Source organism: Pseudomonas nitroreducens, assembly GCF_010994165.1.
Classification (GTDB): Bacteria; Pseudomonadota; Gammaproteobacteria; order Pseudomonadales; family Pseudomonadaceae; genus Pseudomonas; species Pseudomonas nitroreducens.
Window position 1 is genome coordinate 216,714 of sequence record NZ_WMBX01000003.1, and the last position, 24,848, is coordinate 241,561.

The window sequence follows — 24,848 nt, forward strand, 5'->3', positions numbered from 1 at the left end:
AGCGGGCCTCGGCGGGAGGTGGGTGGGCTGGTATGGCAATGCAGGGGCTATGCCAGCGAATAGCCATTGGTCCGATGCTGCACCAGAATTTGTGGAAAGCGCAATCCAAGCGAGCGTTTGATCAGCGCCAGCAGCTATCCACGCTGCCGGCGCTGGTGCCGCGCTGGCCCTGGTGGTCGAGGGTGAAGTCGCCGCATTCGCTGTCGCTGGCCTGGGCGCCCCGGCGCAGGGCGGTCAGGCGGTAGCTGCGGGTGTTGCCGCCGATGAACTCGGCCTGCAGTTCATAAAGCTGGTGCGGCGACAGGCGTTTGCCATCGACCAGCGGGTAACCGAAGGCCAGCCGGGTCGCGGCATCGGTGTACTTGCTGTATTGCGCCAGGTAGCGCTCCTGCTGCGCAGCGGCGTCGCGCAGCAGTGTCTGGGCCTCGCTGCGATTGGCGCGCAGGACGTACTGGCGATAGCTGGGGATGGCGATGCCGGCCAGCAGCGCGAGGATGCAGACCACTACCATCAGCTCGATCAGCGTGAAGCCTTGCACCTGGCTCGCGGGCATACGGATGGACATCAGGGGTACCCCGTGGGCAGGTTGAAATTCAGGATCTGCCAGTTGAAGCGGCCCTGGTTGACCGGGTCGAAGAGCTGTACGGGCAGGCGGCTGCCGTCGGGGGTATAGAGGTTGCCGCCGATGCGTGTCACCGGGCCTTCGATCTGGATGCCGCTGGCGCGTTCACTGAAGGAGCCGTCGCCTGCCAGGTCGAAGACGTTGAAGCTCAGCGCCCCTCCGGTCTTCGGGTTGACGGCGAGCAGCCAGTAGGTGATCCCGGCACTGCAGGGGTCGGCGTTGGGCTTGCTGACGGTGACGAAAAGAACGTCGCCGAGCATGAAGGGCTGGTCGAGGATCATCTCGCTGTCGGCCAGATCGAAGTACCAGCCTCGGATGCCGACGCCACGCTTGCCGCTGCTGTCCCAGCTCACGCTGGCGCTGCTCAGTTGCCGGACCAGGGTGCTGCCGCCGCTGTGGCTGACGGTTTCCTCGGTGAGCGTCTGCTTCTGCAGGTCGCCCAGTCTGGTCAGGGTGGCGGGATCGCCGGCGCCATCGACGTGGGCGAGGTAGTCGGTCTGGTCCCAGAACCCATAGAGCGATTGCGCGGTGGCCGGGCCTTCTTTGTCGCTGCCTTCGAAGTACTTGCCCGTGCCGGCCAGCACCAGCTGCCCGCCGCGCGGATGCTGGGTGACTTCCGGTGCCGCGCTCACAGCCTGGCCCCGTGCGCTGGCGAGGCTGGCCAGCAGGCTTGCCTTGGCATCGATGCCGCCTTGGCGATACAGGTTGCCCTGAAGGCTGCCGTAATAGCGCTGGGCGAGTTCCCCGGGGCTGGCGGCCTGGGTCCAGGCGACCGTGCTGGCGACGTCACCGTCGCCGCCGGTGGCGTGGCTGGCGGCATCGATCCGGCCGTCGGCCAGGCGGATCGACAGCGAATAGCCCTTGCCCGCGTCGTAGCCATTGCCAGTGAGGATGTAGGGCTCGCCATCGAAGGAGGTGATGACCGGGCGCTCCAGCAGGTAGCCGAAGTCGATGGTCTTGCCGTCGCGGCTGGTTGCGCGGGCGGTGTGCTCCCAGAGCAGCGCGGGCGAGTCCGGATCGGTTATGTCCAGGGCGAACAGCCCGCGCCCGCCGCGTCCCGGCGCCATCACCAGGACAGTGCGCCAGGCACCGTCGAAATAGACATCCTGGGTGACGGCAGTGCCGTCGACGAAGAAGCGGTGCAGGTTGTTGGTGTTCTCCTCCTCCGAGCGCCCCGCGTAGTTTTTCGCCGGCAGGTAGTTGAGCTTGTCGACCACGGCGGCAGGGATGAAGGCCCAGCGTTCCCGGCCCGTTTCGTCGAAGGCATGCAGCATGCCGTCGTTGGCACCGACGTAAATGCGCCGTTCGCGGTCCGCGTGGTCCTGACGGAAGGTTTCGTAGCCCGTGGTGCGGGCGGCTTTCTCCAGGTAGTAGGTGACGCTGGAGGGGGCGCCGACTACGACCGGCGAGGAGTAGATGATGTCGCCGAGCAGATGGTTGCGCGCACGGAACGTGGCGTCTTCGTCACTGCGGTCGCCACGCAGCCAGGCAAGGCGACGCTGGCCGAGATGGTCGCGAGTCTGGGTGCCGGGCGCCTTGTCGAGCAGGTCCTGCTGTGAGGTCGCGAGGTTGTCCCAGGCGAAGGCCTGGAGGCTCCCACTTGGACGGTCGGGGCGTGAGTTGAAGTAGAGGTTGCGGCTCCCAGGCGAGCGCTGGTCGAGCTGGTTGCGGAAGGACAGCGCGGTATTGGCCTGGGCGTTGCCGTCGGCATCGAGGCGGTATTGCAGGATGTCGCCGCTCCAGTCGTTGGGCTGGTAGCTGGCGCGGTAGAGGTAGGTGTCGGTGCTCAGCGAGGTCGAGCTGGCGCCTGCCGCGGCGACCGCCAGCTGGTTGGTGGAAATGCTGCTGACGATGGCCTGGAAGGCCTGTACCAGTTCGCTGGTGGAGTCGGCGCTGAAGAACTCGCCACGGGCGTTCAGCGCACCATGCCAGAGCGCCGCCACCTTGCCTTCGTTGGCGGTTACCGTCATGCCGTCCAGCACCGTGCTGCCGCTGGGGTTGGGCCAGCTCTTGCTGCCATCGAGCAGTTGCGGGTAGGAACCCGAGTAGGTGTCACCTCCCCACTGCAGGTACTTCAGTGTCGGGCCGAGGCCCAATCCCACGGTGTAGGTGGTGACGTGCTGCCAGGTGGCCGGATCGTTCTTCGGATTCCAGTAGTCGTTGCCGTCGCGGTAGCGCGGCGGGACCTTGTTCTCCAGATCGGCGCGCGCATCGGTCGCCCAACCGAGGAAGATGTTGTCGGCCAGGGTATTGGACCACTTGTCGTAGAAAGGCGCGCTGGCGGCGAAGGCCTTTCCGTCGGGCAGGGTGCGCGTGGTGCCGTCGGCATTGTTGCCACCGGAGCCGTCACCGAAGCCATCGGTCATCAGCAGGTGGTAGGTGGGGCGGCAGGCGTACTCGGTCTTCACGTCGCGCGTGGCGCCCGGCGCGCGAGCATAGGGGTTGTACGCGGACGTGCTGGAGAGGTAGCTGTTGACCCGGTTCTGCGCGGCGCCCAGCGGGGTACCGCCACTGGCGACCAGGCGGCTGGTGAAGGTGAAGAAGTCAGCCTTGTGCTGGTCGGCGAAGGCCGCCAGGGTCTGGTTGCCGCAGGTTGTGGAGGACAGGTTGAAGTTGGTGTTGTAGCAGCTGTTCAGCCCCTGCCAGGTCACGCGGATATGATCGGGCAGCTCGAACAATGCCAGGTTGGCGGCGGTGCGCGTCGCGAGCTGGCGAGTACGGTAGAAGGAAAACCAGTTGGCGTAGTTCTGTTTTTCCTCTGCCGTCGTGACCCAGCGAGGCGCGAAGCAGCTCTTGGTGCAGGCGTTTGCATTGGTGTACGAGTAGTCGGTTGCGCAGTTCTGTACGGCGCTGAGCGCATTGGTGGCAACGTTGCGGGCATGCGGACAGGCGGCGTCGAACTGGTAGTAGTGGGCGTATTGCTTGTAGCTGTCGGTGGTGTTGACAGCCTGGATCGAGTTCTGCCCGTAGCCGTTGCCGGTGTACCTGTTCAGGTCCAACGTCCCGGTCTGGAGGGTGAGGAAGCCGTCGTAGTACGCCTTGTCGAACTGGGTGGTGTAGCGCTCGCTGATGAGGCGCCCACCGCTGAAGGTGACCTTCCACGGCGCTTCGTAGGTGATCGCCGGGTTGTAGTACATCGGGTTGTACGACGCGGAGCGGTTGGCGATGGTGTAGGAACTCATGCCGTCGGGCGTGTAGGCGCTGGTCATGCTGCCGGAGTCGTCGAGGGTGACGATCAGGTTCGGCGAGACGCCCTCGACCAGGAACAGCGGTGCCTGGCTCGGCGTGGCGGCCGCAGCGTTGCCGCCGGCGAGCACAGCGGCTCCCAGCAGTGCGCCACGCAGGAGGGTTTCAGCGTTGCACACGGGCGTACTCCTGCAGGCGTACCTGGGCCTGGTCGGTGATGCCGGTGGCAAGGGCGTTCACCTGCAGCAGCAGGGTGCCGCTGCCGGCCAGGCAGTCGGCCATGGCGCTGGAGGAGCGGCTTTCGCACTGGGCGGCCACATACCAGCGTGGCGCGCGGCTGAGTTCATCCAGCTCGCCCGGACTGGCGAGGTCGTTGCCGCGGTAGGTGCGCGCTTTCGTGATGAGGGCGCTGCTGGCCGGGTCGGAAGGGTTCAGCCAGAGACGGTCGCAGAGCAGCACCTGCTGCTGGTCCTGCGCGGTATCGATGCAGTCGTCGACGGTGCCCACCGCCATGCTCGGGCTATGTCGACTGCGGTACAGCGCCTCGTTGATGGCCGAGGTGGCGCCGCCCAGCGCCGCCTGATAGTCGCGGGCGTCGGCGAGGCTGTTGTCCAGTAGCAGGCCGTTGCGCAGATTGCCCAGGGTCAGGATGCTCAGGCCGAGCAGCAGGATCAGGGCGATCAACAGGGTCTGGCCGCGTTGCCGGGTCATGGCTGGTTCCTCAGGTAGAGCGTCTGCGCGAAGGCGCCGCACAGCCCGCGCGTACCGGTGTCCTTCTGCTGGTCGCCGAGCGGGTCGGGATAGGTGCAGTTCTCCGGCAGCAGCGGGCGGGTCGAAGTCAGCACCAGGCCGACGCGGACCTGGTTGACCGAGGCGGCGAGGAAACGCAGGTCGTGGATGCCCGTGGCGAGCACCGCCTCGCCGGCGGAAGCGCTGTTGTTGGTCTTGCAGCGCAGCTCGCCGTTCGAGAAGTACAGGTGGCTTACCAGTACCAGCGGCGTGCCGCTGTCGGTATCGCTGTAGAGGGCGCCGCCACTGCAGTCCTGCTGGAACTGTGCGTCGACCCGCTGCGAACGCTGGTAGCGCAGACACAGGCCCTTGCCGTTGGCGTCGACGGAACTGACCTTGCCAGCGCCAAAGCTGCAGCCGGTACGGCTGTCGGTCAGCGAAGGGAAGGGGCCGTCGCGGTCGAGGATGAAGTCGAATTGCGTGGCGTCCTGGGCCACGGCATGGCGTTGCCAGGCGACGTAACCGGCATGCCCGGCCTCGTTCTGCAGCAGGTCGAGGAGGAAGCGCGCGCGGCTTTGGTTCTGTTGCTGGGCATTGTTGAAGGCAGCGTGGTCGCTGCCCGACAGGTAGATCTGCAGCACGGTGAACAGCACCAGGGTGCCGAGCGCCAGCGCGACCATGAGCTCGATCAGTGACAGGCCTTTCTGTGTGCTGGCGTTCATGGCTGGAAACTCAGTCGATAGCGCTCGACGCCACCGTCAGCGTCCGCGCTCAGGCAGGCGGAGTCGGCGTCCTCGGCAACGGTCGGGCTGCCGTTGCGGCAGTTGCGGCTGTGCCAGGCCAGCTGGATCAGCAGCAGGGGCTGTTTCGAACCGCTGGCGCAGGATTTACCGTCGCGGGTGGCGCAGATGAAGGTGGAGTCCTTGAGCAGTTCGTCGTCGGTGACGAGTCGGCGCTGCACCTGCGCCGTCCAGCAGGCCAGCTCGCGACGGATCCTGTCGCTCGCGCCGAGCCCGCTGGTGACGCAGGACGCACCGCTGCCCAGGCTGGGGAACGCGCTGCCCTTGGCCACCAGGAATGCCGCATCGTCCCTGAGCTTGCCCTCACGGACCAGCCCCTCGCGGTTGGCCTGCATGCTGCGGGCGAGATCGGCCGCCAGAAGGATCGCGTTCTGCCGCTGCTGGCTGTCGTGGGCGTAGCTGATGCTGCGCGCCTGCAGGGCCAGCATGCCCAGCAGCCCAACGCTGGTGAGCATCACCGCGACCATGACCTCGATCAGGTAGAAGCCCCGCTCGCTGGGCATCGGCCTCATTCGCATACCCATGCCGCTCCGCTGCGTTGCAGGCAGACCTGGCTGCTGTAGCTGCCGGACACGAGGGTGAAGACCAGCGGGTAGTCGAGGCCGGATTCGGCGATACCGTTGCCGTCGAAGACTACCCTTGCGGCGCTGGTGCTGGTCTGGACCTGCACCTTGGCCGAGTCGTCCAGCTGGGTGCGGCGCAGTTCGATGGCCTGGCTGCCAGCCAGGTCGCCGCCACGCCGCTGGGACACCACCAGCATCGAAGCCCAGTCACCGGATGCCTGCGGTGTGACGCTGATTTCCTGGTGGCTGATCTGCGCCTGCGCGCGGGCATATTGCAGCAGGCCGATCAGTTGCTTGCCGCCGCTCTGGGCGCGGTTGCGGTTGATCAGCAGGTCGAAGGAGGGCACTGCGATACCCAGCAGGATCGCCAGGATCGCGATGGTCACCAGGGTCTCGACCAGGGTGATGCCGCGTTGGCTCGCAAGCCGGGTGAAGGTAGCGCTACGGGGTGAATCCATGTTCTCGCCATCGACTGGGGTGCGCCGGGCGGCGCAGCCTTCCGTGCCAGTGCACGGTCCTTGATGGCGAGGTTTTTATCGCGATGAGCGGGAGGGGCGATTTAAGACGATTCTTAAAGACGGCGATCACCTGCGCGGCATGTGGTCGCGTTCACGGCAGGGCCTTCCTGCTCAGCCACCGAGCAGGAAATTACCCCGTGACGGCCCGTCGTCTCCTTCCAGCGCAGGTAGCTGCGCCTCGTCCTTCAGGTTCACTCCCGACAGCTGCCGGCGGCACGCCTCGCGCATCAGGTAGAGCAGGCGGTGCGTGGCCAGGCCGTAGCTCAAACCCTCCAGGCGCACGTTGGAGATGCAGTTGCGGTAGGCGTCGTTCAGGCCGACCTTCGGCGCCCAGGTGAAGTACAGGCCGAGGCTGTCCGGTGATGACAGGCCGGGGCGCTCGCCGATCAGGATCACCACCATCTTCGCCCGCAGCAACTCGGCCACTTCATCGGCGACGGCGACCCGGCCCTGTTGCACCAGGGCGACCGGCGACAGGCTCCAGCCTTCGTTGCGCGCCTGTTCTTCCATGCGTTCGAGGAAGGGCAGGCTGTGGCGCTGCACGGCCAGCGAGGAAAGCCCGTCGGCGATCACCACGGCGAGGTCGTAGCCTTGTGGATGGCGCTCGGCATGGCGGCGCAGGATCGCTGCCGAATCTTCGTTCAGGCGGCGGCCGAGATCGGGGCGTTGCAGATAGGTGTCGCGGTCGGCGGCGGCGCTGTGCAGCAGCAGCGTCTCGCGGCCGTGTTCAGACAGTTGCGCGGCGAGCCCGTCGCGGTCGAACGGCAGGTGCACGGCGTCACGCGCCTGGGCATGGGCGAACTGGAAATCCAGCTGCGCACTGGTCGGCAGGCTGGTGCCGGCACGGCCCAGGGCGATGCGCGCGGAGGTCAGCCGGCGCAGCTCCTGCCAGGGATTGGGGGTGAAGCTGTCGCTCATCGAAGACTCCTCAGGCGAGCGGCCCTCAGGACAGTTGCGCAAGCGCATGGCGGAAGGCGCCGGGAAGCTGGCTGGCCATGTGCACGCGGCCGTCCTGCTGGTGGAGAATTTCCATGCGCGCAAGCCACGCCTCGAACTCCGGCGCCGGCCGCAGGCCCAGCGTCTGGCGCGCGTAGAGCGCGTCGTGGAAGGAGGTGGTCTGGTAGTTGAGCATCACATCGTCGGAACCCGGGATGCCCATGATGAAGTTGATGCCGGCCACGCCCAGCAGGGTCAGGAGCATATCCATGTCGTCCTGGTCGGCCTCGGCGTGGTTGGTGTAGCAGATGTCGCAGCCCATGGGCACGCCGAGCAGCTTGGCGCAGAAGTGATCCTCCAACCCGGCGCGGATGATCTGCTTGCCGTTGTACAGGTATTCCGGGCCGATGAAGCCGACCACGGTGTTCACCAGGAACGGCTTGAAGTGCCGCGCCACCGCGTAGGCGCGGGTCTCGCAGGTCTGCTGGTCGACGCCGTGGTGGGCGTTGGCCGACAGCGCGCTGCCCTGGCCGGTTTCGAAGTACATCAGGTTGTCGCCCAGGGTGCCGCGCTTCTGCGACAGTCCCGCCTCGTAGCCTTCCTGGAGGATCGACAGGCTCACGCCGAAGCTGGCGTTGGCCGCTTCGGTACCGGCGATGGACTGGAACACCAGGTCCAGCGGCGCGCCACGGTTGATCGCCTCGATGGAACTGGTGACGTGGGTGAGCACGCAGGACTGGGTGGGAATCTCGTAGCGCTGGATGATCGCGTCGAGCATCTCCAGCAGCGTGCAGATCGACTGCAGGCTGTCGGTGGCCGGGTTGATGCCGAGCATGGCATCGCCGTTGCCGTAGAGCAGGCCGTCGAGCACGCTGGCGGCGATGCCCGCCGGGTCATCCGTGGGGTGGTTGGGTTGCAGCCGCGTCGACATGCGCCCGCGCAGCCCCATGGTGTTGCGGAAACGGGTGACCACGCGGATTTTTTGCGCCACCAGCACCAGGTCCTGCACGCGCATGATCTTCGATACCGCGGCTGCCATTTCCGGCGTCAGCCCCGGCGCCAGGGCGCGCAGGCTGGTTTCGTCGGCGGCATCGCCGAGCAGCCAGTCGCGCAGGCCGCCGACCGTGAGGTGGCTGACCGGGGCGAAGGCTTCGCGATCATGGCTGTCGATGATCAGCCGGGTGACCTCGTCGCTCTCGTAGGGGATCAGCGCCTCGTCGAGGAAGTGCTTGAGCGGGATATCGGCCAGCGCCATCTGCGCGGCCACGCGCTCGGCGTCGCTGCCGGCGGCGACCCCGGCGAGGCGGTCGCCGGAGCGCGCCGGGCTGGCCTTGGCCATCACCTCGCGCAGGCTGTCGAAGCGCCAGGTCTGGCCACCGATGCTGTGGGCGAATCCGGACATGCTGACCTCTCTCAGCCCTGGCTGGCGAAGGATGCTTCGGTGCCGCGGTTGAGGCTGATGACGATGCTGCAGCAGGAGCAGCCGCCGATCATCAGCACCAGGAACACTGAGGCGATGACGCTATTGAACCATAGCATCGCGGCCAGGCAGACCAGCGCCAGCACCAGGGCGATGGCCGGGACCAACGGGTAGCCCGGCGCGCGGAAGCTGCGCTCCAGGTCCGGCTCGCTGCGGCGCAGCTTGAACAGGCTGAACATGCTCATGATGTACATGACGATGGCGCCGAACACGCTCATGGTGATCATCGCCGCGGTCAGGGTCATGCCCTGCAGGCTGATCAGGCTGTCGCTGAAGATCGCTGCGATACCCACGACACCGCCAGCGAGGATGGCGCGGTGCGGGGTCTGGAAGCGCGAGAGTTTGGCCAGACTACGTGGCAGGAAGCCCGCGCGAGCCAGGGCGAAGAACTGCCGCGAGTAACCGAGGATGATGCCGTGGAAGCTCGCCACCAGGCCGAACAGGCCGATCCACACCAGCATGTGCATCCAGGTGGAATTGTTGCCGACCACGGCTTTCATCGCCTGCGGCAGCGGGTCGTTGATGTTCGACAGCGCGCGCCAGTCGCCCACGCCGCCGGCGAAGATCATCACGCCGATGGCCAGCGTCACCAGGGTCAGGATGCCGGCGATGTAGGCGCGCGGGATGGTGCGTTTCGGGTCTTTCGCCTCTTCGGCAGCCATGGCCGCGCCCTCGATGGCGAGGAAGAACCAGATGGCGAAGGGAATCGCCGCGAAGATGCCGGCCATGGCCGGGGCGCCGAACACGTCCGAGCCGGCCCAGCCGTTGAGCACGAAGTTGCTGAAGCTGAAGCCCGGCGCCACCACGCCCATGAACACCAGCAGCTCGGCCACCGCCAACACCGTCACCACCAGCTCGAAGGTGGCGGCGATGCTCACGCCGAGGATGTTCAGGGTCATGAAGATCACGTAGGCGCCGGTCGCGGCCCACTTCGGATCGAGGCCGGGGAACTGCACGTTGAGGTAGGCGCCGATGGCCATGGCGATGGCCGGCGGGGCGAAGACGAATTCGATCAGGGTGGCGATGCCGGCGATCATCCCGCCGGTCTTGCCGAACGCCCGCAGGCTGTAGGCGAACGGCCCGCCAGCGTGGGGGATGGCGGTGGTCAGTTCGGTGTAGCTGAAGATGAAGCAGGTATACATCACCGCGACCATCAGCGTGGTGACGAGGAAACCCAGGGTGCCGGCGGCGGCCCAGCCGTAGCTCCAGCCGAAGTACTCGCCGGAGATCACCAGGCCCACGGCGAGCCCCCAGAGGTGCAGGGTGCCCAGCGTTGGTTTGAGTTGTGATGCGCTCATTGTTGTTGTTCCTCTCTCCGCAAGGGGTAGGCCGCAGATGGCGGGCCGCAGGGGCGTGGACGGATACCTGAGCCTCGATGGTAGTGGCGCACTGCCGCGCAAGACTTGACCGCTGGAATCGGCTTTCGCCGCGCAGGGTCAACTGGCTGTTACCCATTGCCCCACACGGCGCCCGGTGCCCGTTTCTGGTGCCCAATTCCTCGCATCTGCCCTCTGCGGTGGCAGCTGCAGGCCAGGCGTGGCGCCGTGTCCGGCTGATCGGTAATGCATGGCGAGGCACGGGAATTGCTTTGTTTATTCGTTCCCTACCTTCCGGGAGACATGTGCCTTGCGCGTCTCAAAACAAGATCGGTAACCGACATGAGCCAGCCTCTGTTTTCTCCGTCCGGCCTTAGCCTGCCCCTGGCCAGCAATATCGGCGTGCTGTCTGCTGCCGCCAGCGGCCTGGGTCGTTTCATCGGCGACCAGGGCGGTGATATCGACCGCGTCTTCGGCCGTGCCGGCATTGACCCGGAACGCCTGCTGCATCCCACCCTGAGCCTGGCGCTGACCAACTATTGCCAGGTGCTGGAAGAAGCCGCGCGACAGTCGGGCTGTGACAACTTCGGGCTGCGCTACGGCGAGCAGTTCCGCCCGCGCGAACTGGGCCTGCTGGGCTACGTCGGGCTGTGTTCCGAGACGCTGGAAGACGCGCTGAAGAACTTCGCCGCCGCCTTTCCCTATCACCAGCACGACACGCTGATCCGCCTGGTGGATTGCGGCGAGTGCTACCGCTTCGACTACCAGGTCCGCCACGGCGCGATCCTCGACCGCCGCCAGGACGCCGAGCTGACCCTGGGCATGGCGCTGAACCTGATGCGCCATGCGCTCGGCCCCGAGTGGGCGCCTCGTGCGGTGAGCTTCGAGCATGCACGGCCCGAAGGCTGGCAGGAACATGGCCGGGTGTTCGACGCGCCGGTGCTGTTCCAGCGCGGCTGCAACTCGATGCTGATTCCCAAGCGCGACCTCTACGGCCGGCAGATGCCCGAGCGCGATGCCAACCTGCTGTTCCTGGTGCAGGACGTGATTCGTCGTCTGGGCGAACAAAGTGGCGCGCCCAACCTGGTCGAGGACGCCGGCACGCAGATTCGCCTGGCGCTGGCCGATGGCGAGCCTTCGCTGGAACTGATCGCCGAGCAACTGGAACTCACCAGCGCCGGCCTGCAGCGCCGCCTGCGCGAGGCTGGGCTGAGCTTCAGCCAACTGGTGGAAAACACCCGCCGCGAATTGGCACTGCATTACCTTCGTCAGCCGCAGCGACCGATTTCCGAGTTGGCGCCGTTGCTGGGTTATTCCGAGACCAGTGCCTTCTCCCGCGCCTTTCGCCGCTGGTTCGGCGTGAGTCCTCGGCAGTGGCGGAGTGATGTGGGCTGATATTCCCCGCTCTAGAGGTGAAATCTGCGCTCGGGATTACCCTCACCCTAACCCTCTCCCAGGGGGAGAGGGGACCGTTCGGAGCAGGATGAAACCATAGCGTCAGTCGACTCGAGCTGCCCCCTCTCCCTGAGGGAGAGGGTTGGGGTGAGGGGGAGGTGTTCACTCGGACTAACCAGAAGGAGATCGTTGTTCTTGCAGGTTCAGCATCCTGCTCTGGAGCGGGCACCGTCTGCGATGATCAGCCACAGATTTCCCTCAGGAATAAAAAAGCGCGGCTCGAAAGCCGCGCAAAGATCGATTCGGGGGAGACCGCCCGGCGAGCCGGGCGGGGTCAATCAGCAGCGCGCAATCAGAAGAAGCCCAGCGGGTTGATGTCGTAGCTGACCAGCAGGTTCTTGGTCTGCTGGTAGTGGTCGAGCATCATCTTGTGGGTCTCGCGGCCCACGCCGGATTTCTTGTAGCCACCGAAGGCGGCGTGCGCCGGGTACAGGTGGTAGCAGTTGGTCCATACGCGGCCAGCCTTGATGCCACGACCCATGCGGTAGGCGCGGTTGATGTCGCGGGTCCAGACGCCGGCGCCGAGGCCGTACTCGGTGTCGTTGGCGATGGCCAGTGCTTCGGCTTCGTCCTTGAAGGTGGTGACGCCCACCACCGGCCCGAAGATTTCTTCCTGGAACACGCGCATCTTGTTGCTGCCCTTGAGCAGCGTCGGCTGGATGTAATAGCCGGTGGACAGGTTGCCATCGAGCTTCTCGACCGAGCCGCCGACCAGGATCTGAGCGCCTTCCTGCTGGGCGATGTCGAGGTAGGAGAGAATCTTCTCGTACTGCTGCTGCGAGGCCTGGGCGCCGACCATGGTGTCGGTGTCCAGCGGGTCGCCGCGCTTGATCGCCTTCACCTTCTTCATCACCACGTCCATGAACTGCGGGTAGATGGATTCCTGCACCAGTGCGCGGGACGGGCAGGTGCACACCTCGCCCTGGTTGAAGAAGGCCAGCACCAGGCCCTCGGCAGCCTTCTCGATGAAGGTCGGCTCGGCCTGCATGATGTCTTCGAAGTAGATGTTCGGGCTCTTGCCACCCAACTCCACGGTGGACGGAATGATGTTCTCGGCGGCGCACTTGAGGATGTGCGAGCCCACCGGGGTCGAGCCGGTGAAGGCGATCTTGGCGATGCGCTTGCTGGTGGCCAGCGCTTCACCAGCCTCCTTGCCGAAGCCCTGGACGACGTTGAGCACGCCCTTGGGCAGCAGGTCGCCGATCAGCTCCATCAGCACGCAGATGCCCAGCGGGGTCTGCTCGGCCGGCTTGAGCACGATGCAGTTGCCGGCGGCCAGCGCCGGGGCGAGCTTCCACGCGGCCATCAGCAGCGGGAAGTTCCACGGGATGATCTGCCCGACCACGCCCAGCGGTTCATGGATGTGGTAAGCGACGGTGCTGTCGTTGATCTCGGCGGCGCTGCCTTCCTGCGCGCGGATGCAGCCGGCGAAGTAGCGGAAGTGGTCGGCGGCCAGCGGGATGTCGGCGTTGAGGGTTTCGCGCACCGGCTTGCCGTTGTCCCAGGTCTCGGTGACGGCCAGCAGTTCCAGGTTCTGTTCGATGCGGTCGGCGATCTTCAGCAGCACCAGCGAGCGGTCCTGCACCGAGGTGCGACCCCAGGCGTCGGCGGCGGCATGGGCGGCGTCCAGCGCCTTGTCGATATCCTCGGCGGTGGAGCGGGGGAATTCGGCGATGGGCTGACCATTCACCGGCGAGGTGTTGGTGAAGTACTGACCCTTCACCGGCGGGACGAATTCGCCGCCGATGTAGTTGCCGTAGCGCGCCTTGAACGAAACGATGGCGCCTTCGCTACCGGGATGGGCATAACGCATGGTCGGATCTCCTGGGTCTTGTGCTTGTTGGGGAGGACGTTGATCAAGCGTAGAGCAAGGGCCGGGCCATGCCAGTGAAAGCCCCGCGCCGCTTGGGTTGCGGCGAATCGAGCCGGGCGCCGGAAATCGCCCTGTAACGCCCCTGGCACACGGCTGGGTGACACTTTGTCCCGTATTCGTGACAGTCGTGACCTGACGGTCGGACAGGCGTTGCATTGGTTTGACGCGTGGGGGATGCTGTTCTGCGTTCCGCCGAATTGTCTGACAAACAGTCGCTGGAATCCGGGGCTGCCTCCCCGTCCCCCAAGCGGAGAACAACAAGAATGCGCGCCAACGATTTGAGCCGCCACGCCCGCCAGGTCATGACCGTGGCCGAGGGCAAGGCCCGCGCCGGAGCGCCCGGTGCGGACCCATCGATCGCCCGCTCCTGGATGCGCTGCCTGGAGCAGTACCACCTCGACCCGGCGCAACCCATGGCGCCGACGGTGCTGGAACATGCGCGCATGCTCGAGGTCCGCGAGCACCATCGCCAGGTGCTGGAAATCGCCAGCGGCGAGATGAACAGCCTGCACCAGCAGCTCTCCGGCGCCGGCCATGCGGTGCTGCTCACCGATTCCCGTGGCGTCATTCTCAATTGCGTGAGCGAAGCCGCCGAGCGCCGCACGTTCGAGCAGGCCGGGCTGTGGCTCGGCGCCGACTGGAGCGAAGCGCGCGAGGGCACCAACGGTATCGGGACCTGCCTGGTGGAGCGTCAGGCGCTGACCATTCACCAGGACGAACATTTCCGCAGCCGCCACACCGGGCTGACCTGCTCGGCCAGCCCGGTGTTCGACCCGCAGGGCGAGCTGCTGGCGGTGCTCGACGTTTCCTCCGCGCGCCGCGACGTGTCGCGGCAGAGCCAGTTCCACACCATGGCGCTGGTCAACCTGTCGGCCAAGGCCATCGAGAGCTGCTACTTCCTGCGGCATTTCGAGGACCAGTGGCTGCTGCGCTTCCACCTGCAGCCGGACGGCCTCGGCCTGTTCAGCGAAGGCCTGCTGGCTTTCGGCGCTGACGGGCGAATCCGCGCGGCGAACCAGAGCGCGATCAACCTGCTCGGCAGCCGCCGGGACAGCCTGGTCGGCCGCTCGCTGGAACAGTTCTTCGATTGCCGGCTGGACGACCTGTTCAGCCGCGCCGACCCGCAGCCCAATGCCAGTTGGCCGTTGCGCACCCACGCCGGGCGCACTCTCTATGCGCTGCTGCGCGGCCGGCGCCCCATCGCCGCCGCGCCGGTGCTGCCGCGTGCGCCGCTGGCGAAAGGGCTGTGCATCGAGGATCCGCAACTGGCCCATGATTTCCGCCGGGCGCTGAAGGTCTACGCCCACGACGTGCCGCTGTTACTGCAGGGCGAGACCGGCACCGGCAAGGAAGCTTTCGCCCGCGCCGTGCACCTGGGTGGCGAACGTGCCGGCAAGGCTTTCGTCGCGCTGAACTGCGCGGCGATCCCCGAGACCCTGATCGAGAGCGAGCTGTTCGGCTACCGCGGCGGCAGCTTCACCGGCGCGCGCAAGGAAGGCATGCGCGGCAAGTTGCAGCAGGCCGACGGCGGCACGCTGTTCCTCGACGAGATCGGTGACATGCCGCTGGCGTTGCAGACGCGCCTGCTGCGCGTGCTGGAGGAGCGCCAGGTAGTGCCCATCGGCGGCGAGCCGCTGGACGTCGACATCCGCCTGATCAGCGCCAGCCACCGTGACCTGGAAGCGCTGGTGGCCGCCGGGCAGTTCCGTGAAGACCTCTACTATCGCCTCAATGGTTTGGTCGTCGCATTGCCGCCGCTGCGCGAGCGCGAAGACCGTGGTGCGTTGCTCGATCACCTGCTGGCCGAGGAGAGCAAGGGCCGCTCGGTGCGACTGGACGACGACGTGCGCCGGCACCTGCTCGATTTCCCCTGGCCGGGCAACGTGCGCCAGCTGCGCAACGTGCTGCGCACGCTCTGTGCGCTGTGCGAGGGCGGACGCATCCATATGACCGACTTGCCGGCGGACCTGCGACGTACTTCGGCTCCCGTTCTTGTTGCGGTACCGGTGAGCGAGGAGGGCGGCGACACCCTCGGCGCCGCCGAGCGCGACGCACTGCTGGCAGTGCTGGAAGCGCAGCGCTGGCACGTCAGCCGCGCCGCGCAGCAGCTGGGCATCAGCCGTAACACGCTGTACCGCAAGCTCAATCGCCACGGCCTGAACCGGAGAACTCTTTCGTAGGATGGCGTGAGGCGCAGCGATACCCATCAAGGCAGCGCGGCCGAAACAGCATGGGTATCGCTTCGCTCCACCCATCCTGCGGTCCTCGTCTGTGACGGCTTTCGCTGCTCACCGGGAACCGCCTCCCCACCTCGTCGTCTGATGCCCCGGCGGCGGGCCGCGCGGGGGCGCGCTGTGCTACTCTGCCGCCCATTCGAAGCGCCTGGAAAGGCTTGATTGCAGGAGTCTGCATGCATATCCACATCCTCGGCATCTGCGGCACCTTCATGGGCTCGCTGGCCGTCCTGGCCAAGGAGCTGGGCCACCGCGTGACCGGTTCCGACGCCAACGTCTACCCGCCCATGAGCACCCAGCTGCAAGCCCAGGGCATCGAGCTGATGCAGGGCTACGACCCCGCGCACCTGGAGCCGGCTCCGGACCTGGTGGTGGTCGGCAACGCGCTGTCGCGCGGCAACCCCGCCGTAGAATACGTGCTGAACAAGGGCCTGCCCTACGTCTCCGGCCCGCAGTGGCTGGCCGACCACGTGCTGCAGGGCCGCTGGGTCCTGGCCGCCGCCGGCACTCACGGCAAGACCACCACCAGCAGCATGCTGGCCTGGGTGCTGGAACATGCGGGCATGAGCCCGGGCTTCCTGATCGGCGGTGTGCCGCAGAACTTCGGCGTCTCCGCGCGCCTGGGCGGCACGCCGTTCTTCGTGGTCGAGGCCGACGAGTACGACAGCGCCTTCTTCGACAAGCGCTCGAAGTTCGTCCACTACCACCCGCGCACGGCGATCCTGAACAACCTGGAATTCGACCACGCGGACATCTTCCCCGACCTCGCCGCCATCGAGCGGCAGTTCCACCACCTGGTGCGGACCATTCCCGGTGAAGGCCTGGTCATCCACCCCACCTCCGAAACCGCGCTCAAGCGGGTGATCGACATGGGTTGCTGGACGCCGGTGCAGACCACCGGCGAAGGCGGCCAGTGGCAGGCGCGCCTGCTCAGCGAAGACGGCTCGCACTTCGAAGTCCTGTTCGACGGCAAACCCCAGGGCACCGTGGACTGGGAACTGACCGGCCAGCACAACGTCGCCAACGCGCTGGCCTGCCTCGCGGCGGCCCGTCATGTCGGTGTGGTGCCGGAGCTGGGCTGTGCTGCGCTGTCGGCCTTCAAGAGCGTCAAGCGGCGCATGGAGAAGGTCGCCGAGGTCAACGGCGTGACTATCTACGACGACTTCGCCCACCACCCGACTGCCATCGCCACCACCCTCGATGGCCTGCGCAAGCGCGTCGGTGATGCCAAGGTCATTGCCGTGGTCGAGCCGCGCTCCAACTCCATGAAGCTCGGCGCCCACCGCGACGGCCTGCCGGAGTCCGTGGTGCAGGCCGACAACGTGTTCTGGTACGCCCCGCCGAACCTCGGCTGGGACCTGGCCGCCACCGTGGCCGGCTCCACCGTGCCCACCCAAGTGTGCGATTCGCTGGAGGCCATCATCGAGGGTGTGAAGGCCATCGCCACGCCGGGCACCCAGGTGGTGGTCATGAGCAACGGCGGTTTCGGCGGCCTGCACGGCAAGCTGGCCCAGGCGCTGGAGGGCTGAGCATGGGGGGAGCCGAACGCGTCACCCTCGCCATGACCGGTGCCTCCGGTGCCCAGTACGGCCTGCGACTGCTCGACTGCCTGGTGCAGGAAGACCGCGAGGTGCACTTCCTCATCTCCAAGGCCGCGCAACTGGTGGTGGCCACCGAGACCGACGTGACCCTGCCGAGCAAGCCGCAGGCGATGCAGGCCTTTCTCAGCGAGTACACCGGCGCCGCGCCGGGGCAGATTCGCGTCTACGGCAAGGAAGACTGGATGGCCCCGGTGGCTTCCGGCTCCGGCGCGCCCAGCGCGATGGTGGTGGTGCCCTGCTCGACGGGGACGCTCTCGGCCATCGCCACCGGCGCCTGCAACAACCTGATCGAACGCGCCGCCGACGTGGCACTGAAGGAGCGCCGCCAGCTGATCCTGGTGCCGCGTGAGGCACCGTTCTCCAGCATCCACCTGGAGAACATGCTCAAGCTGTCCAATATGGGCGCGGTGATCCTGCCGGCCGCTCCGGGCTTCTATCACCAGCCGCAGACGGTGGACGACCTGATCGACTTCGTCGTCGCGCGCATCCTCAATCAACTGGGCATCCCCCAGGACATGCTGCCGCGCTGGGGCGAACACCATCTTGTCAGTGACGAATAAGCTCCTCGCCGCCCTGCTGCTGCTGCAACTGGGCGGTTGCGCCACCGTGAAGACCCTCAACGACAGCCGCCCCGGCGATCCGCTGATCTACGCCGGCACCCGGCTGGACTGGTATTCGCTGAATGGCGGCTGCTGCCCGAAGGATCATTTCGGCACCGACGCGCCGGCCTATCCCGGCCTCGACCTGCCCGGCAGCGCGCTGCTCGACACCTTGCTGCTGCCTCTGTCGATCGCCGCGGAACTGGGGGTTGGCCTGCAGGTGTGGGGCGGGAACTGAGCCCGATCCTGTAGGAGCGAGCTTGCTTGCGAACGGGGTTTGGTGCGGTGGCCGGCCCTCACCCTAACCCTCTCCCAAAGGGAGAGGGGACTGATCGGTGCTGTCCGGGCAGCGCATCGCTCCCTGAAACATCAGGAGAACTGTGGCCGTTACTTGTCGCGGAGGACTGCTCCCTCTCCCATTGGGAGAGGGTTGGGGTGAGGGGAAGGCCTGGACATCGTTTTTCCAGAAGAAGACCATTGCCCTACCGGCCAGGAAGGTCACTTGCCCAGCTTGCGCAACTCGTCCGATTCGACGACGCGGCTACCCTTGCCGGTTTCCAGCGCCAGGCGCCAGAGCGCGCGGGCCAGGGCGATGGCTTCGATGCCGTGCAGCTTGCCCGGCAGGATGCGCGAGAAGGGCGCGGCGAGCAGTTCGGCGAGGCGGATTTCCTCACGCTGACCCAGTAGCAGCGATGGCCGTGCGATGGTCAGCTGCGGCCAGCCTTGCTGGCGCAGGGCATCCTCCAACTCGCCCTTGACCCGGCTGTAGAAGATCGACGACTTGCTGTCCGCGCCCAGTGCGCTGACCACGATATAGTGCCGCGCGCCGAGTGCCAGGCCACGCTCGCCCAGGGCCAGCGGCAGGTCGAAGTCGACACTGCGGAAGGCCTCCTCGGAGCCGGCTTCCTTGAGCGTGGTGCCCAGGCAGCAGAACACCGTGTCCACCGGCTGGACCAGGTGCGGGATGAGCTCGGCCAGCGGGCCGATGGGGTTTTCCAGGCGTGGGTGCTCCGCCAGCTTCCTTCGGGCCGGAGCGATGACGCGCTTGACCGTGGGCTCGTTGAGCATGCGGTCGAGCAGATGTTCACCGGTCAGGCCGGTGGCGCCCGCTAGCAGGATATTCGTCGGTTTCGAGTACATCTGTGTTTCCCCTCTGACACACTTTCCAGCTTAGTTGCCACCCTGTCGTTTTGCCTGCGCATCGGTATTGCCGAGCGCCAGCTCTCCGTGCGACTGCTGCGCGCGCAGGGCCTGCCAGCGAGTAATGACCGCCTTCGGCGCCCAGAGTTGCGGCTCCGATGGTTCGAACTCTTCCTCCTTCTCGCGCTTGGCCACGGTAGCGCTGGCCAGCGTGAAGGCTTGCTTGAGGTCGTCGGTCTGCCGGAGGGCCTTGGCAAAGAGCGCGTCGCCGAAGTAGGTGAAGTCGGCCTCCTCGGAGCAGCCGAAGGACACCCGGTCGCTGCGTGCGGCGGTCATGATCAGGGTCTTGTCGTCCTTGAGCGCGGGGATGAAGCCACCGCTGTAGCAGGCGGAAATCACCAGCACCTTGTCGCGGTCCTTGAGCGGGGCGAGCAGGCTGGCCAGTTCGCTGGCCGGCAGGTCGTCGAGCTTGAGCCCCGGCATGTCCAGCACCAGCTGGTGGTCATGGGAGCCATGGCTGGTCAGGTAGATGAACACCAGGTCTTCCGGGCCGCTGCGTTCGGCGATGGTGCGCAGGGTGCGGGCCAGGGTTTCTCGGGTGGCCATGGGGCGGTCGGCGAGGTGGTCGCGATGGTTCACCAGGCGCACCACGCCGCGCGCGCCGAAGCGTTCGCCGAGCAGGTTGGCGACGTAGTCGGCCTCGCGCAGGAACACGCTCTGCTTGCCGTCGCCGCCGAGGCTGACGCCATAGAGCTCGATCGCCGGAGTGGATGGCGGGATGGCGGCCAGTTCCTTCTCCAGCAACGCGCCCTGTTCCAGCAAGCCGACTTCCAGTGGATTGGGCAGCCGCTTGCCGGTGGCATCCTGGCGCAGTTGCCCGGCATTCCAGACGCCTTTCTGCAGACTGCCGTCGCTGCGGGTGAGGGTGCCTTCGCCCGAGTATTCGCCGCGGGCGAAGCCTCCGCTGTAGACCTGGCCATCGGAGCGCGTCAGCGTGCCCTTGCCGTCGAAGCGCCAGAAGCGGAACTCGCCCTGGTAACGGCTGCCGTCGGTGCCGATGAACTCGCCCGGCCCGCTCAGCGCGCCAGCCTTGAAGCGGCCGAACCAGACATCGCCGTCGGCATTCTGGAAGCGCCCGGTCCCCTCGAACTGGTCGTTGCGGAACTCGCCGCTGTACTGGTCGCCCGCCTCGTCGCGGAAGATGCCCTTACCCTCCAGCACGCCGTTCCTGAAGGTGCCGCTGTACTGGTTGCCCAGGCTGTCCCGACGGGCGCCTTCGCCGTTGGCCTCGCCCTTGGCGAAGGCACCCTGGTGGCGGGTGCCGTCGGGCTGTTCGAGGCTGCCCAGGCCTTCGTAGCGACCCTTGCGGAAACCGCCGCTGTAGGTAGTGCCGCCCTGCGCAAGGCGGCCTTCGCCGTCGAACTCGCCGCGCTTGAACTGGCCTTCGTAGACGCTGCCGTCGGCATATTGCAGGCGGCCGCGCCCTTCGAATATTCCGTTGCGGAACTCACCTTCGTAGCTTGTACCGTTGCCGTCGTTCCATTTGCCCTGGCCGCTCTGCAGGCCCTTGTCGAAGCCGCCCTCGTACCAGGCGCCGTTGCTGTAATCGAGCCGCCCCGGCCCCTGCAGTTGACCGTTCACCAGCTCGCCGCGGTAGCGCGCGCCGTCGGGCAGGCGGGCGTCCGGTGGCGTCAGTGGTTCGCCCTCGCCGCAGGCAGCGAGGAACAGGACGAGGCTCAGGGGAAGGAGGTGGCGTGGCATCGGGAGGCTCGAATCGGCGGAGGGGCGCACTGGCAGTGTGACGCAAAAAAGCCCGCGGTCGCGGGCTTTTTTCTCATCGCTGCGAGCGGACCGTCAGACGAAGCACAGGCTCAGGGATTCGGCGATGTAGGCCGGCTTGGGCAGGCCTTCGATCTCCAGGGTGCAGCGCGCCTTGATCAACCACTGGCCGGGGTTCTTCTCGGTGATGTCGGTGATGGTCACCTGCAGGCGCACGCGCGAATCCACCGGTACCGGCTGGATGAAACGCACGCTGTCCAGGCCGTAGTTGACCACCATCTTCGGGTTTTCCGGCAGGACCAGCAGGCCCTCGCAGAGTTTCGGGATCAGCGACAGCGACAGGAAGCCGTGGGCGATGGTGCCGCCGAAGGGCGTCTTCTTCGCCTTTTCCGGGTCGACGTGGATGAACTGGTGGTCCTCGGTGCACTCGGCGAACTGGTTGATGCGCTGTTGATCGATGGTGATCCACTGCGAATGGCCCAGGTCCTTGCCGATGTAGTCCTTCAGTGCGCTTACGGGTACGAATGCCATGTTTCCTCCGGGGAATGCGTTGTTCTTCTAGTACGGCCTACGTGAAATCCGCCTGTAGATCAGCATGGCGCCCAGGAGCGGTCAAGCATTCATGCTTTGGGCGAATGCCGCGCCATAGCGGGCGCTGGGCGGGCATAATGTCGGCATATTGCGCTGGAGATCTTTCTGATGTTGCTACGCGGCCTGACCTGGCTGGTGCTGTTCCAACTGCTCGGCACGGGCCTGAATGCTCTCATCCTGCACATGATCCCCGGCCCGATCATTGGGCTGGTGCTGCTGTTCGCCTTCCTGGTGTGGAACGGCGAGGTGAGCAAGCCGGTCAACGAGGCGGCTGCCTCGCTGCTGCGCTACCTGCCGCTGTTGCTGGTGCCGGCGGCGGTCGGTGTTATGGCCTACGCGAAGCAGATCGCCGCGGACTTCTGGGCGATCGCCGGCGCACTGGCGTTGTCGCTGCTGGTGTCCTTCGTGTTCGCCGGCTGGCTGATGCAGAAGCTCATCGACCGCCAGCGCAAGCAGAAGGAGAACGCCTGATGTTCGACTGGCAAGGCGCGGTGGACTCCGTTATCCACCATCCGCTGTTCTGCGTTGGCGTCACCCTGGGCGCTTATCAGTTGGCGCTGGCCGCCTATGAGCGTACACGCTGGGTATTCCTGCAGCCGGTGCTGGTGTCGATGCTGATCGTTATCGCGGTGCTGCTGGCGTGCGGCATCGACTACAGCGAGTACAGCAACAGTGCCAAGGTGCTGACCATCCTCCTCGGCCCCGCGACCGTCGCCCTCGCCGTACCGCTGTTCCTCAACCTCAAGCGCATCCGCCAACTGTTCTGGCCGACGCTGATTACCCTGCTGGTCGGCGGCCTGTTCGCCACCGCGCTGGGCATCGGCCTGGGCTGGCTGTTCGGCGTCGACCACGAATTGCTGATGAGCCTGGCGCCCAAGTCGGTGACCTCGCCCATCGCCATGCTGGTGGCCAGCCAGATCGGCGGCGTGGCGGCGCTGGCGGCGGTGTTCGTGCTGATTACCGGCGTGCTCGGCGCCATCCTCGGCCCGGAACTGCTGCGCCGCTTCGGCGTCCACCATCCGGCTGCGCAAGGCATGGCGCTGGGCATGACCGCCCATGCCGTGGGCACCTCCCGCGCCTTGCAGGAGGGCGAGGAATGCGGCGCCTTCGCCGCCCTGGCGATGAGCCTGATGGGCGTGGCCACGGCTGTGCTGCTACCGTTGGCGGTAGCGCTGATCGCCTGAGAGCCTGTTGACGATCTGCTGCGCGTCGGCTGTAGGGCGTTGACAAACGCCCTCAGATGCTCATTTACAGCAGTAAACTCCGCTCTTCAGGCGCTTGCCGCCTACTACGGCTCTAGCTCGCACGATTGTAAACAGGCTCTGATCGAAAATGGGAGTACCCATGAGTTTTCCGCTCTTCCCCCTCAATACCGTGCTGTTCCCCGGCTGCCGCCTCGACCTGCAGATCTTCGAGGCGCGCTACCTGGACATGATCGGCCGCTGCATGAAGCAGAACGGCGGATTCGGCGTGGTGGCCATCGTCGAGGGCGAGGAAGTCGGCGATGCACCGGAGCGCTACAGCCTGGTCGGCTGCGAAGCGCATATCAAGGACTGGAAGCAGCAGTCCAACGGCTTGCTGGGCATCCGTGTTGAGGGGGGCCGGCGCTTCCGCGTGCTCTCCGCCAACGTGCAGACGGACCAGCTGACGGTGGCTGAGGTGGAGTGGCTGGACGAGCAGCCGAACCAGCCGCTGACCAAGGAACACGACGATCTCGCCGCGCTGCTCGAAGCGCTGTCCATGCACCCCATGGTGTCGGCGCTGGAGATGGGTGGCGAGGTCAATGGCCAGCAGGAACTGGCCTGCCAGCTCGCCTATCTGCTGCCCTTCGAGCGAGACCAGAAGCAGGTGCTGCTGGAGATGAACGATCCCACCGTGCGCCTGGCGCGGATCCAGGTATTGCTGGAACAACTCCAGGGCGATTTCGTCGCCTGACCCAGCAGCTTTTGTAGGATCGAGGAGGGCGCCTAGCCCTTGCTCGCGAACCCGCCCAGCGCCGTCACCGCCGGTTAACTCTGTTCGCGAGCAAGCTCGCTCCTACCGGGATTGCCTTTCGGTGTGGCTTGCGTGGGGGCGGACTCCGTCCGCGATCTGCCCCGCTGCCGCGCAAAACCATCGCGGATGAATCCGCTCCGACACGACCTGAAACGACAAAGCCCGCATGTGCGGACCTTGTGTATTCACGGGTCTGGCGAAGGATCAGAACGAATCCCCCGGCACCCGCACCCAGCCTTCCATGAGGATGCGCGAGCTGCGGCTCATGATGGCCTTGGTCACGGTCCACTCGCCGTTCACCTGCTTCGCCTCGGCGCCCACGCGCAGGGTGCCGGAGGGGTGGCCGAAGCGCACGGCGCTGCGTTCGCCACCGCCGGCGGCGAGGTTCACCAGGGTGCCGGGGATGGCGGCGGCAGTGCCGATGGCCACGGCGGCGGTGCCCATCATGGCGTGGTGCAGCTTGCCCATGGACAGCGCGCGGACCAGCAGGTCGATGTCGCCGGCCTGCACTTGCTTGCCGCTGGAGGTGACGTAGTCCTTGGCTGGCGCGACGAAGGCAATCTTCGGCGTGTGCTGGCGGGTGGCGGCTTCTTCGGCGGTCTTGATCAGGCCCATGCGCAGGGCGCCGGCGATGCGGAATTTCTCGAAGCGCGCCAGTTGCTCGGGGTCGCCATTGATCGCTTCGCGCAGCTCGGCACCGGTGTAGCCGATGTCCTGGGCGTTGACGAAGATGGTCGGGATGCCGGCGGTGATCATGGTCGCCTTGAAGGTGCCGATGCCGGGGACCTCCAGGTCGTCCACCAGGTTGCCGGTGGGGAACATTGAGCCGCCTTCGTCGCCATCGTCGGACGGGTCGAGGAACTCCAGCATGATCTCGGCGGCGGGGAAGGTCACGCCGTCCAGTTCGAAGTCACCGGTTTCCTGGACCTGGCCGTTGGTGATCGGCACGTGGGCGATGATGGTCTTCTGGATGTTCGCCTGCCAGATGCGCACCACGCAGGTGCCGTTGTCCGGGATGCGCGTCGGATCGACCAGGCCGGCGTGGATGGCGAAGGATCCGGCGGCGGTGGAGAGGTTGCCGCAGTTGCCGCTCCAGTCGACGAAGGCCTTGTCGATGGAGATTTGCCCGTAGAGGTAGTCGACGTCGTGGTCGGGCTGGGTGCTTTTCGACAGGATCACGCACTTGCTGGTGCTGGAGGTCGCGCCGCCCATGCCGTCGATGTGTGCGCTGTAGGGATCGGGGCTGCCGATCACGCGCATGAACAGCTGGTCGCGGGCCGCGCCGGGCACCTGGCAACGCTCGGGCAGGTCCTGCAGGCGGAAGAACACGCCCTTGCTGGTGCCGCCGCGGATGTAGGTGGCGGGGATCTTCACTTGGGGTACGTGGGGCATGGGTCGGGTCCTGAAATTTGTTGTAGGAGCGAGCTTGCT

22 protein-coding genes are annotated in these 24,848 nt (G+C 66.4%); 8 read left to right on the forward strand and 14 right to left on the reverse strand.

Features of this window, described 5'->3' with window-relative positions:
- Nucleotides 1-121: 121 nt before the first annotated feature.
- From GJV37_RS14420 to eat, 9 genes are all read right to left on the reverse strand, one after another.
- Nucleotides 122-565 carry a type IV pilin protein gene (locus tag GJV37_RS14420; protein WP_276511415.1) on the reverse strand — a complete coding sequence of 148 codons (444 nt, stop codon included), beginning with the start codon at nt 563-565 and terminating at the stop codon, nt 122-124.
- Nucleotides 565-3,987: a pilus assembly protein gene (locus GJV37_RS14425; RefSeq protein WP_170859219.1), complete on the reverse strand. Its 3,423-nt coding sequence runs from the start codon at nt 3,985-3,987 to the stop codon at nt 565-567. The genes GJV37_RS14420 and GJV37_RS14425 overlap by 1 nt, the downstream gene beginning before the upstream one ends.
- Entirely contained in the window at nt 3,974-4,519 is a 546-nt protein-coding gene (locus GJV37_RS14430; protein WP_024764677.1) for a hypothetical protein, read from the reverse strand. Before GJV37_RS14430 ends, GJV37_RS14425 begins: the two co-directional genes overlap by 14 nt.
- Complete coding sequence (locus tag GJV37_RS14435) at nt 4,516-5,259, reverse strand: PilW family protein (RefSeq protein ID WP_065086593.1); 744 nt, start codon at nt 5,257-5,259, stop codon at nt 4,516-4,518. Before GJV37_RS14435 ends, GJV37_RS14430 begins: the two co-directional genes overlap by 4 nt.
- On the reverse strand, nt 5,256-5,840 hold the full coding sequence (pilV, locus tag GJV37_RS14440) for a type IV pilus modification protein PilV (protein ID WP_024764679.1): 585 nt from the start codon (nt 5,838-5,840) through the stop codon (nt 5,256-5,258). Before pilV ends, GJV37_RS14435 begins: the two co-directional genes overlap by 4 nt.
- A 5-nt stretch (nt 5,841-5,845) precedes the next feature.
- Entirely contained in the window at nt 5,846-6,358 is a 513-nt protein-coding gene (locus GJV37_RS14445) for a GspH/FimT family pseudopilin (protein WP_065086592.1), read from the reverse strand.
- A gap of 171 nt (nt 6,359-6,529) precedes the next feature.
- The gene (gene eutC / locus GJV37_RS14450; protein ID WP_170859220.1) at nt 6,530-7,336 is read right to left on the reverse strand and encodes an ethanolamine ammonia-lyase subunit EutC; all 807 of its coding nucleotides are present in this window, start codon (nt 7,334-7,336) and stop codon (nt 6,530-6,532) included.
- Nucleotides 7,337-7,361: 25 nt separating this feature from the next.
- Nucleotides 7,362-8,756 carry an ethanolamine ammonia-lyase subunit EutB gene (locus GJV37_RS14455; protein WP_193452681.1) on the reverse strand — a complete coding sequence of 465 codons (1,395 nt, stop codon included), beginning with the start codon at nt 8,754-8,756 and terminating at the stop codon, nt 7,362-7,364.
- A gap of 11 nt (nt 8,757-8,767) precedes the next feature.
- Nucleotides 8,768-10,132, reverse strand: coding sequence for an ethanolamine permease (eat, locus tag GJV37_RS14460; RefSeq protein ID WP_024764682.1), 1,365 nt, complete (start codon nt 10,130-10,132; stop codon nt 8,768-8,770).
- A gap of 360 nt (nt 10,133-10,492) precedes the next feature.
- Between eat and qhpR the strand changes: the two genes are divergently transcribed.
- Nucleotides 10,493-11,545: an AraC-like transcriptional regulator QhpR gene (qhpR, locus tag GJV37_RS14465; protein ID WP_037018254.1), complete on the forward strand. Its 1,053-nt coding sequence runs from the start codon at nt 10,493-10,495 to the stop codon at nt 11,543-11,545.
- Nucleotides 11,546-11,897: 352 nt separating this feature from the next.
- Here qhpR and exaC read toward each other — a convergent pair whose 3' ends face one another.
- The gene (exaC, locus tag GJV37_RS14470; RefSeq protein ID WP_045217053.1) at nt 11,898-13,418 is read right to left on the reverse strand and encodes an acetaldehyde dehydrogenase ExaC; all 1,521 of its coding nucleotides are present in this window, start codon (nt 13,416-13,418) and stop codon (nt 11,898-11,900) included.
- A 323-nt stretch (nt 13,419-13,741) separates the two neighbouring features.
- Here exaC and GJV37_RS14475 point away from each other — a divergent pair, with 323 nt between their 5' ends.
- The 4 genes from GJV37_RS14475 (at nt 13,742) to GJV37_RS14490 (ending at nt 18,150) form a co-directional block, all read left to right on the forward strand.
- Entirely contained in the window at nt 13,742-15,658 is a 1,917-nt protein-coding gene (locus GJV37_RS14475) for a sigma-54-dependent Fis family transcriptional regulator (protein ID WP_170859221.1), read from the forward strand.
- Between the two features lie 230 nt (nt 15,659-15,888).
- Nucleotides 15,889-17,241 (forward strand): UDP-N-acetylmuramate:L-alanyl-gamma-D-glutamyl-meso-diaminopimelate ligase, encoded by a 1,353-nt coding sequence (mpl, locus tag GJV37_RS14480; RefSeq protein WP_084358117.1) that lies wholly within the window; start codon nt 15,889-15,891, stop codon nt 17,239-17,241.
- 2 nt (nt 17,242-17,243) lie between these two features.
- On the forward strand, nt 17,244-17,873 hold the full coding sequence (gene ubiX / locus GJV37_RS14485; RefSeq protein WP_084358119.1) for a flavin prenyltransferase UbiX: 630 nt from the start codon (nt 17,244-17,246) through the stop codon (nt 17,871-17,873).
- Nucleotides 17,863-18,150 carry a YceK/YidQ family lipoprotein gene (locus GJV37_RS14490; protein ID WP_024764688.1) on the forward strand — a complete coding sequence of 96 codons (288 nt, stop codon included), beginning with the start codon at nt 17,863-17,865 and terminating at the stop codon, nt 18,148-18,150. The genes ubiX and GJV37_RS14490 overlap by 11 nt, the downstream gene beginning before the upstream one ends.
- A gap of 260 nt (nt 18,151-18,410) precedes the next feature.
- Here GJV37_RS14490 and GJV37_RS14495 read toward each other — a convergent pair whose 3' ends face one another.
- The 3 genes from GJV37_RS14495 to GJV37_RS14505 all read right to left on the reverse strand — a co-directional run bounded on the left by GJV37_RS14495 (nt 18,411) and on the right by GJV37_RS14505 (nt 21,362).
- The gene (locus GJV37_RS14495) at nt 18,411-19,052 is read right to left on the reverse strand and encodes an oxidoreductase (protein ID WP_024764689.1); all 642 of its coding nucleotides are present in this window, start codon (nt 19,050-19,052) and stop codon (nt 18,411-18,413) included.
- Between the two features lie 30 nt (nt 19,053-19,082).
- The gene (locus GJV37_RS14500) at nt 19,083-20,813 is read right to left on the reverse strand and encodes a C13 family peptidase (RefSeq protein WP_024764690.1); all 1,731 of its coding nucleotides are present in this window, start codon (nt 20,811-20,813) and stop codon (nt 19,083-19,085) included.
- A gap of 93 nt (nt 20,814-20,906) precedes the next feature.
- Nucleotides 20,907-21,362 (reverse strand): MaoC family dehydratase, encoded by a 456-nt coding sequence (locus GJV37_RS14505; RefSeq protein ID WP_017521697.1) that lies wholly within the window; start codon nt 21,360-21,362, stop codon nt 20,907-20,909.
- 168 nt (nt 21,363-21,530) lie between these two features.
- Between GJV37_RS14505 and GJV37_RS14510 the strand changes: the two genes are divergently transcribed.
- The 3 genes from GJV37_RS14510 (at nt 21,531) to GJV37_RS14520 (ending at nt 23,357) form a co-directional block, all read left to right on the forward strand.
- Entirely contained in the window at nt 21,531-21,893 is a 363-nt protein-coding gene (locus GJV37_RS14510) for a CidA/LrgA family protein (RefSeq protein WP_024764691.1), read from the forward strand.
- Nucleotides 21,893-22,606, forward strand: a complete 714-nt coding sequence (locus GJV37_RS14515; protein ID WP_081754013.1) for an LrgB family protein — start codon at nt 21,893-21,895, stop codon at nt 22,604-22,606. The genes GJV37_RS14510 and GJV37_RS14515 overlap by 1 nt, the downstream gene beginning before the upstream one ends.
- Before the next feature lie 160 nt (nt 22,607-22,766).
- On the forward strand, nt 22,767-23,357 hold the full coding sequence (locus tag GJV37_RS14520; protein WP_024764693.1) for an LON peptidase substrate-binding domain-containing protein: 591 nt from the start codon (nt 22,767-22,769) through the stop codon (nt 23,355-23,357).
- 264 nt (nt 23,358-23,621) lie between these two features.
- Here the strand turns inward: GJV37_RS14520 and prpF are convergent, their stop codons facing one another.
- Complete coding sequence (prpF, locus tag GJV37_RS14525; protein WP_065084473.1) at nt 23,622-24,809, reverse strand: 2-methylaconitate cis-trans isomerase PrpF; 1,188 nt, start codon at nt 24,807-24,809, stop codon at nt 23,622-23,624.
- Nucleotides 24,810-24,848 lie beyond the last annotated feature (39 nt).

What these genes read in the sequence shown, in the direction of transcription:
- GJV37_RS14420 (WP_276511415.1), bottom strand. Translation starts at nt 565, where the DNA reads ATGTCCATCCGTATGCCCGCGAGCCAGGTGCAAGGCTTCACGCTGATC.
- GJV37_RS14430 (WP_024764677.1), bottom strand. Translation starts at nt 4,519, where the DNA reads ATGACCCGGCAACGCGGCCAGACCCTGTTGATCGCCCTGATCCTGCTG.
- GJV37_RS14435 (WP_065086593.1), bottom strand. Translation starts at nt 5,259, where the DNA reads ATGAACGCCAGCACACAGAAAGGCCTGTCACTGATCGAGCTCATGGTC.
- pilV (WP_024764679.1), bottom strand. Translation starts at nt 5,840, where the DNA reads ATGCCCAGCGAGCGGGGCTTCTACCTGATCGAGGTCATGGTCGCGGTG.
- GJV37_RS14445 (WP_065086592.1), bottom strand. Translation starts at nt 6,358, where the DNA reads ATGGATTCACCCCGTAGCGCTACCTTCACCCGGCTTGCGAGCCAACGC.
- eutC (WP_170859220.1), bottom strand. Translation starts at nt 7,336, where the DNA reads ATGAGCGACAGCTTCACCCCCAATCCCTGGCAGGAGCTGCGCCGGCTG.
- GJV37_RS14455 (WP_193452681.1), bottom strand. Translation starts at nt 8,756, where the DNA reads ATGTCCGGATTCGCCCACAGCATCGGTGGCCAGACCTGGCGCTTCGAC.
- eat (WP_024764682.1), bottom strand. Translation starts at nt 10,132, where the DNA reads ATGAGCGCATCACAACTCAAACCAACGCTGGGCACCCTGCACCTCTGG.
- qhpR (WP_037018254.1), top strand. Translation starts at nt 10,493, where the DNA reads ATGAGCCAGCCTCTGTTTTCTCCGTCCGGCCTTAGCCTGCCCCTGGCC.
- exaC (WP_045217053.1), bottom strand. Translation starts at nt 13,418, where the DNA reads ATGCGTTATGCCCATCCCGGTAGCGAAGGCGCCATCGTTTCGTTCAAG.
- GJV37_RS14475 (WP_170859221.1), top strand. Translation starts at nt 13,742, where the DNA reads ATGCGCGCCAACGATTTGAGCCGCCACGCCCGCCAGGTCATGACCGTG.
- mpl (WP_084358117.1), top strand. Translation starts at nt 15,889, where the DNA reads ATGCATATCCACATCCTCGGCATCTGCGGCACCTTCATGGGCTCGCTG.
- ubiX (WP_084358119.1), top strand. Translation starts at nt 17,244, where the DNA reads ATGGGGGGAGCCGAACGCGTCACCCTCGCCATGACCGGTGCCTCCGGT.
- GJV37_RS14495 (WP_024764689.1), bottom strand. Translation starts at nt 19,052, where the DNA reads ATGTACTCGAAACCGACGAATATCCTGCTAGCGGGCGCCACCGGCCTG.
- GJV37_RS14500 (WP_024764690.1), bottom strand. Translation starts at nt 20,813, where the DNA reads ATGCCACGCCACCTCCTTCCCCTGAGCCTCGTCCTGTTCCTCGCTGCC.
- GJV37_RS14505 (WP_017521697.1), bottom strand. Translation starts at nt 21,362, where the DNA reads ATGGCATTCGTACCCGTAAGCGCACTGAAGGACTACATCGGCAAGGAC.
- GJV37_RS14510 (WP_024764691.1), top strand. Translation starts at nt 21,531, where the DNA reads ATGTTGCTACGCGGCCTGACCTGGCTGGTGCTGTTCCAACTGCTCGGC.
- GJV37_RS14515 (WP_081754013.1), top strand. Translation starts at nt 21,893, where the DNA reads ATGTTCGACTGGCAAGGCGCGGTGGACTCCGTTATCCACCATCCGCTG.
- GJV37_RS14520 (WP_024764693.1), top strand. Translation starts at nt 22,767, where the DNA reads ATGAGTTTTCCGCTCTTCCCCCTCAATACCGTGCTGTTCCCCGGCTGC.
- prpF (WP_065084473.1), bottom strand. Translation starts at nt 24,809, where the DNA reads ATGCCCCACGTACCCCAAGTGAAGATCCCCGCCACCTACATCCGCGGC.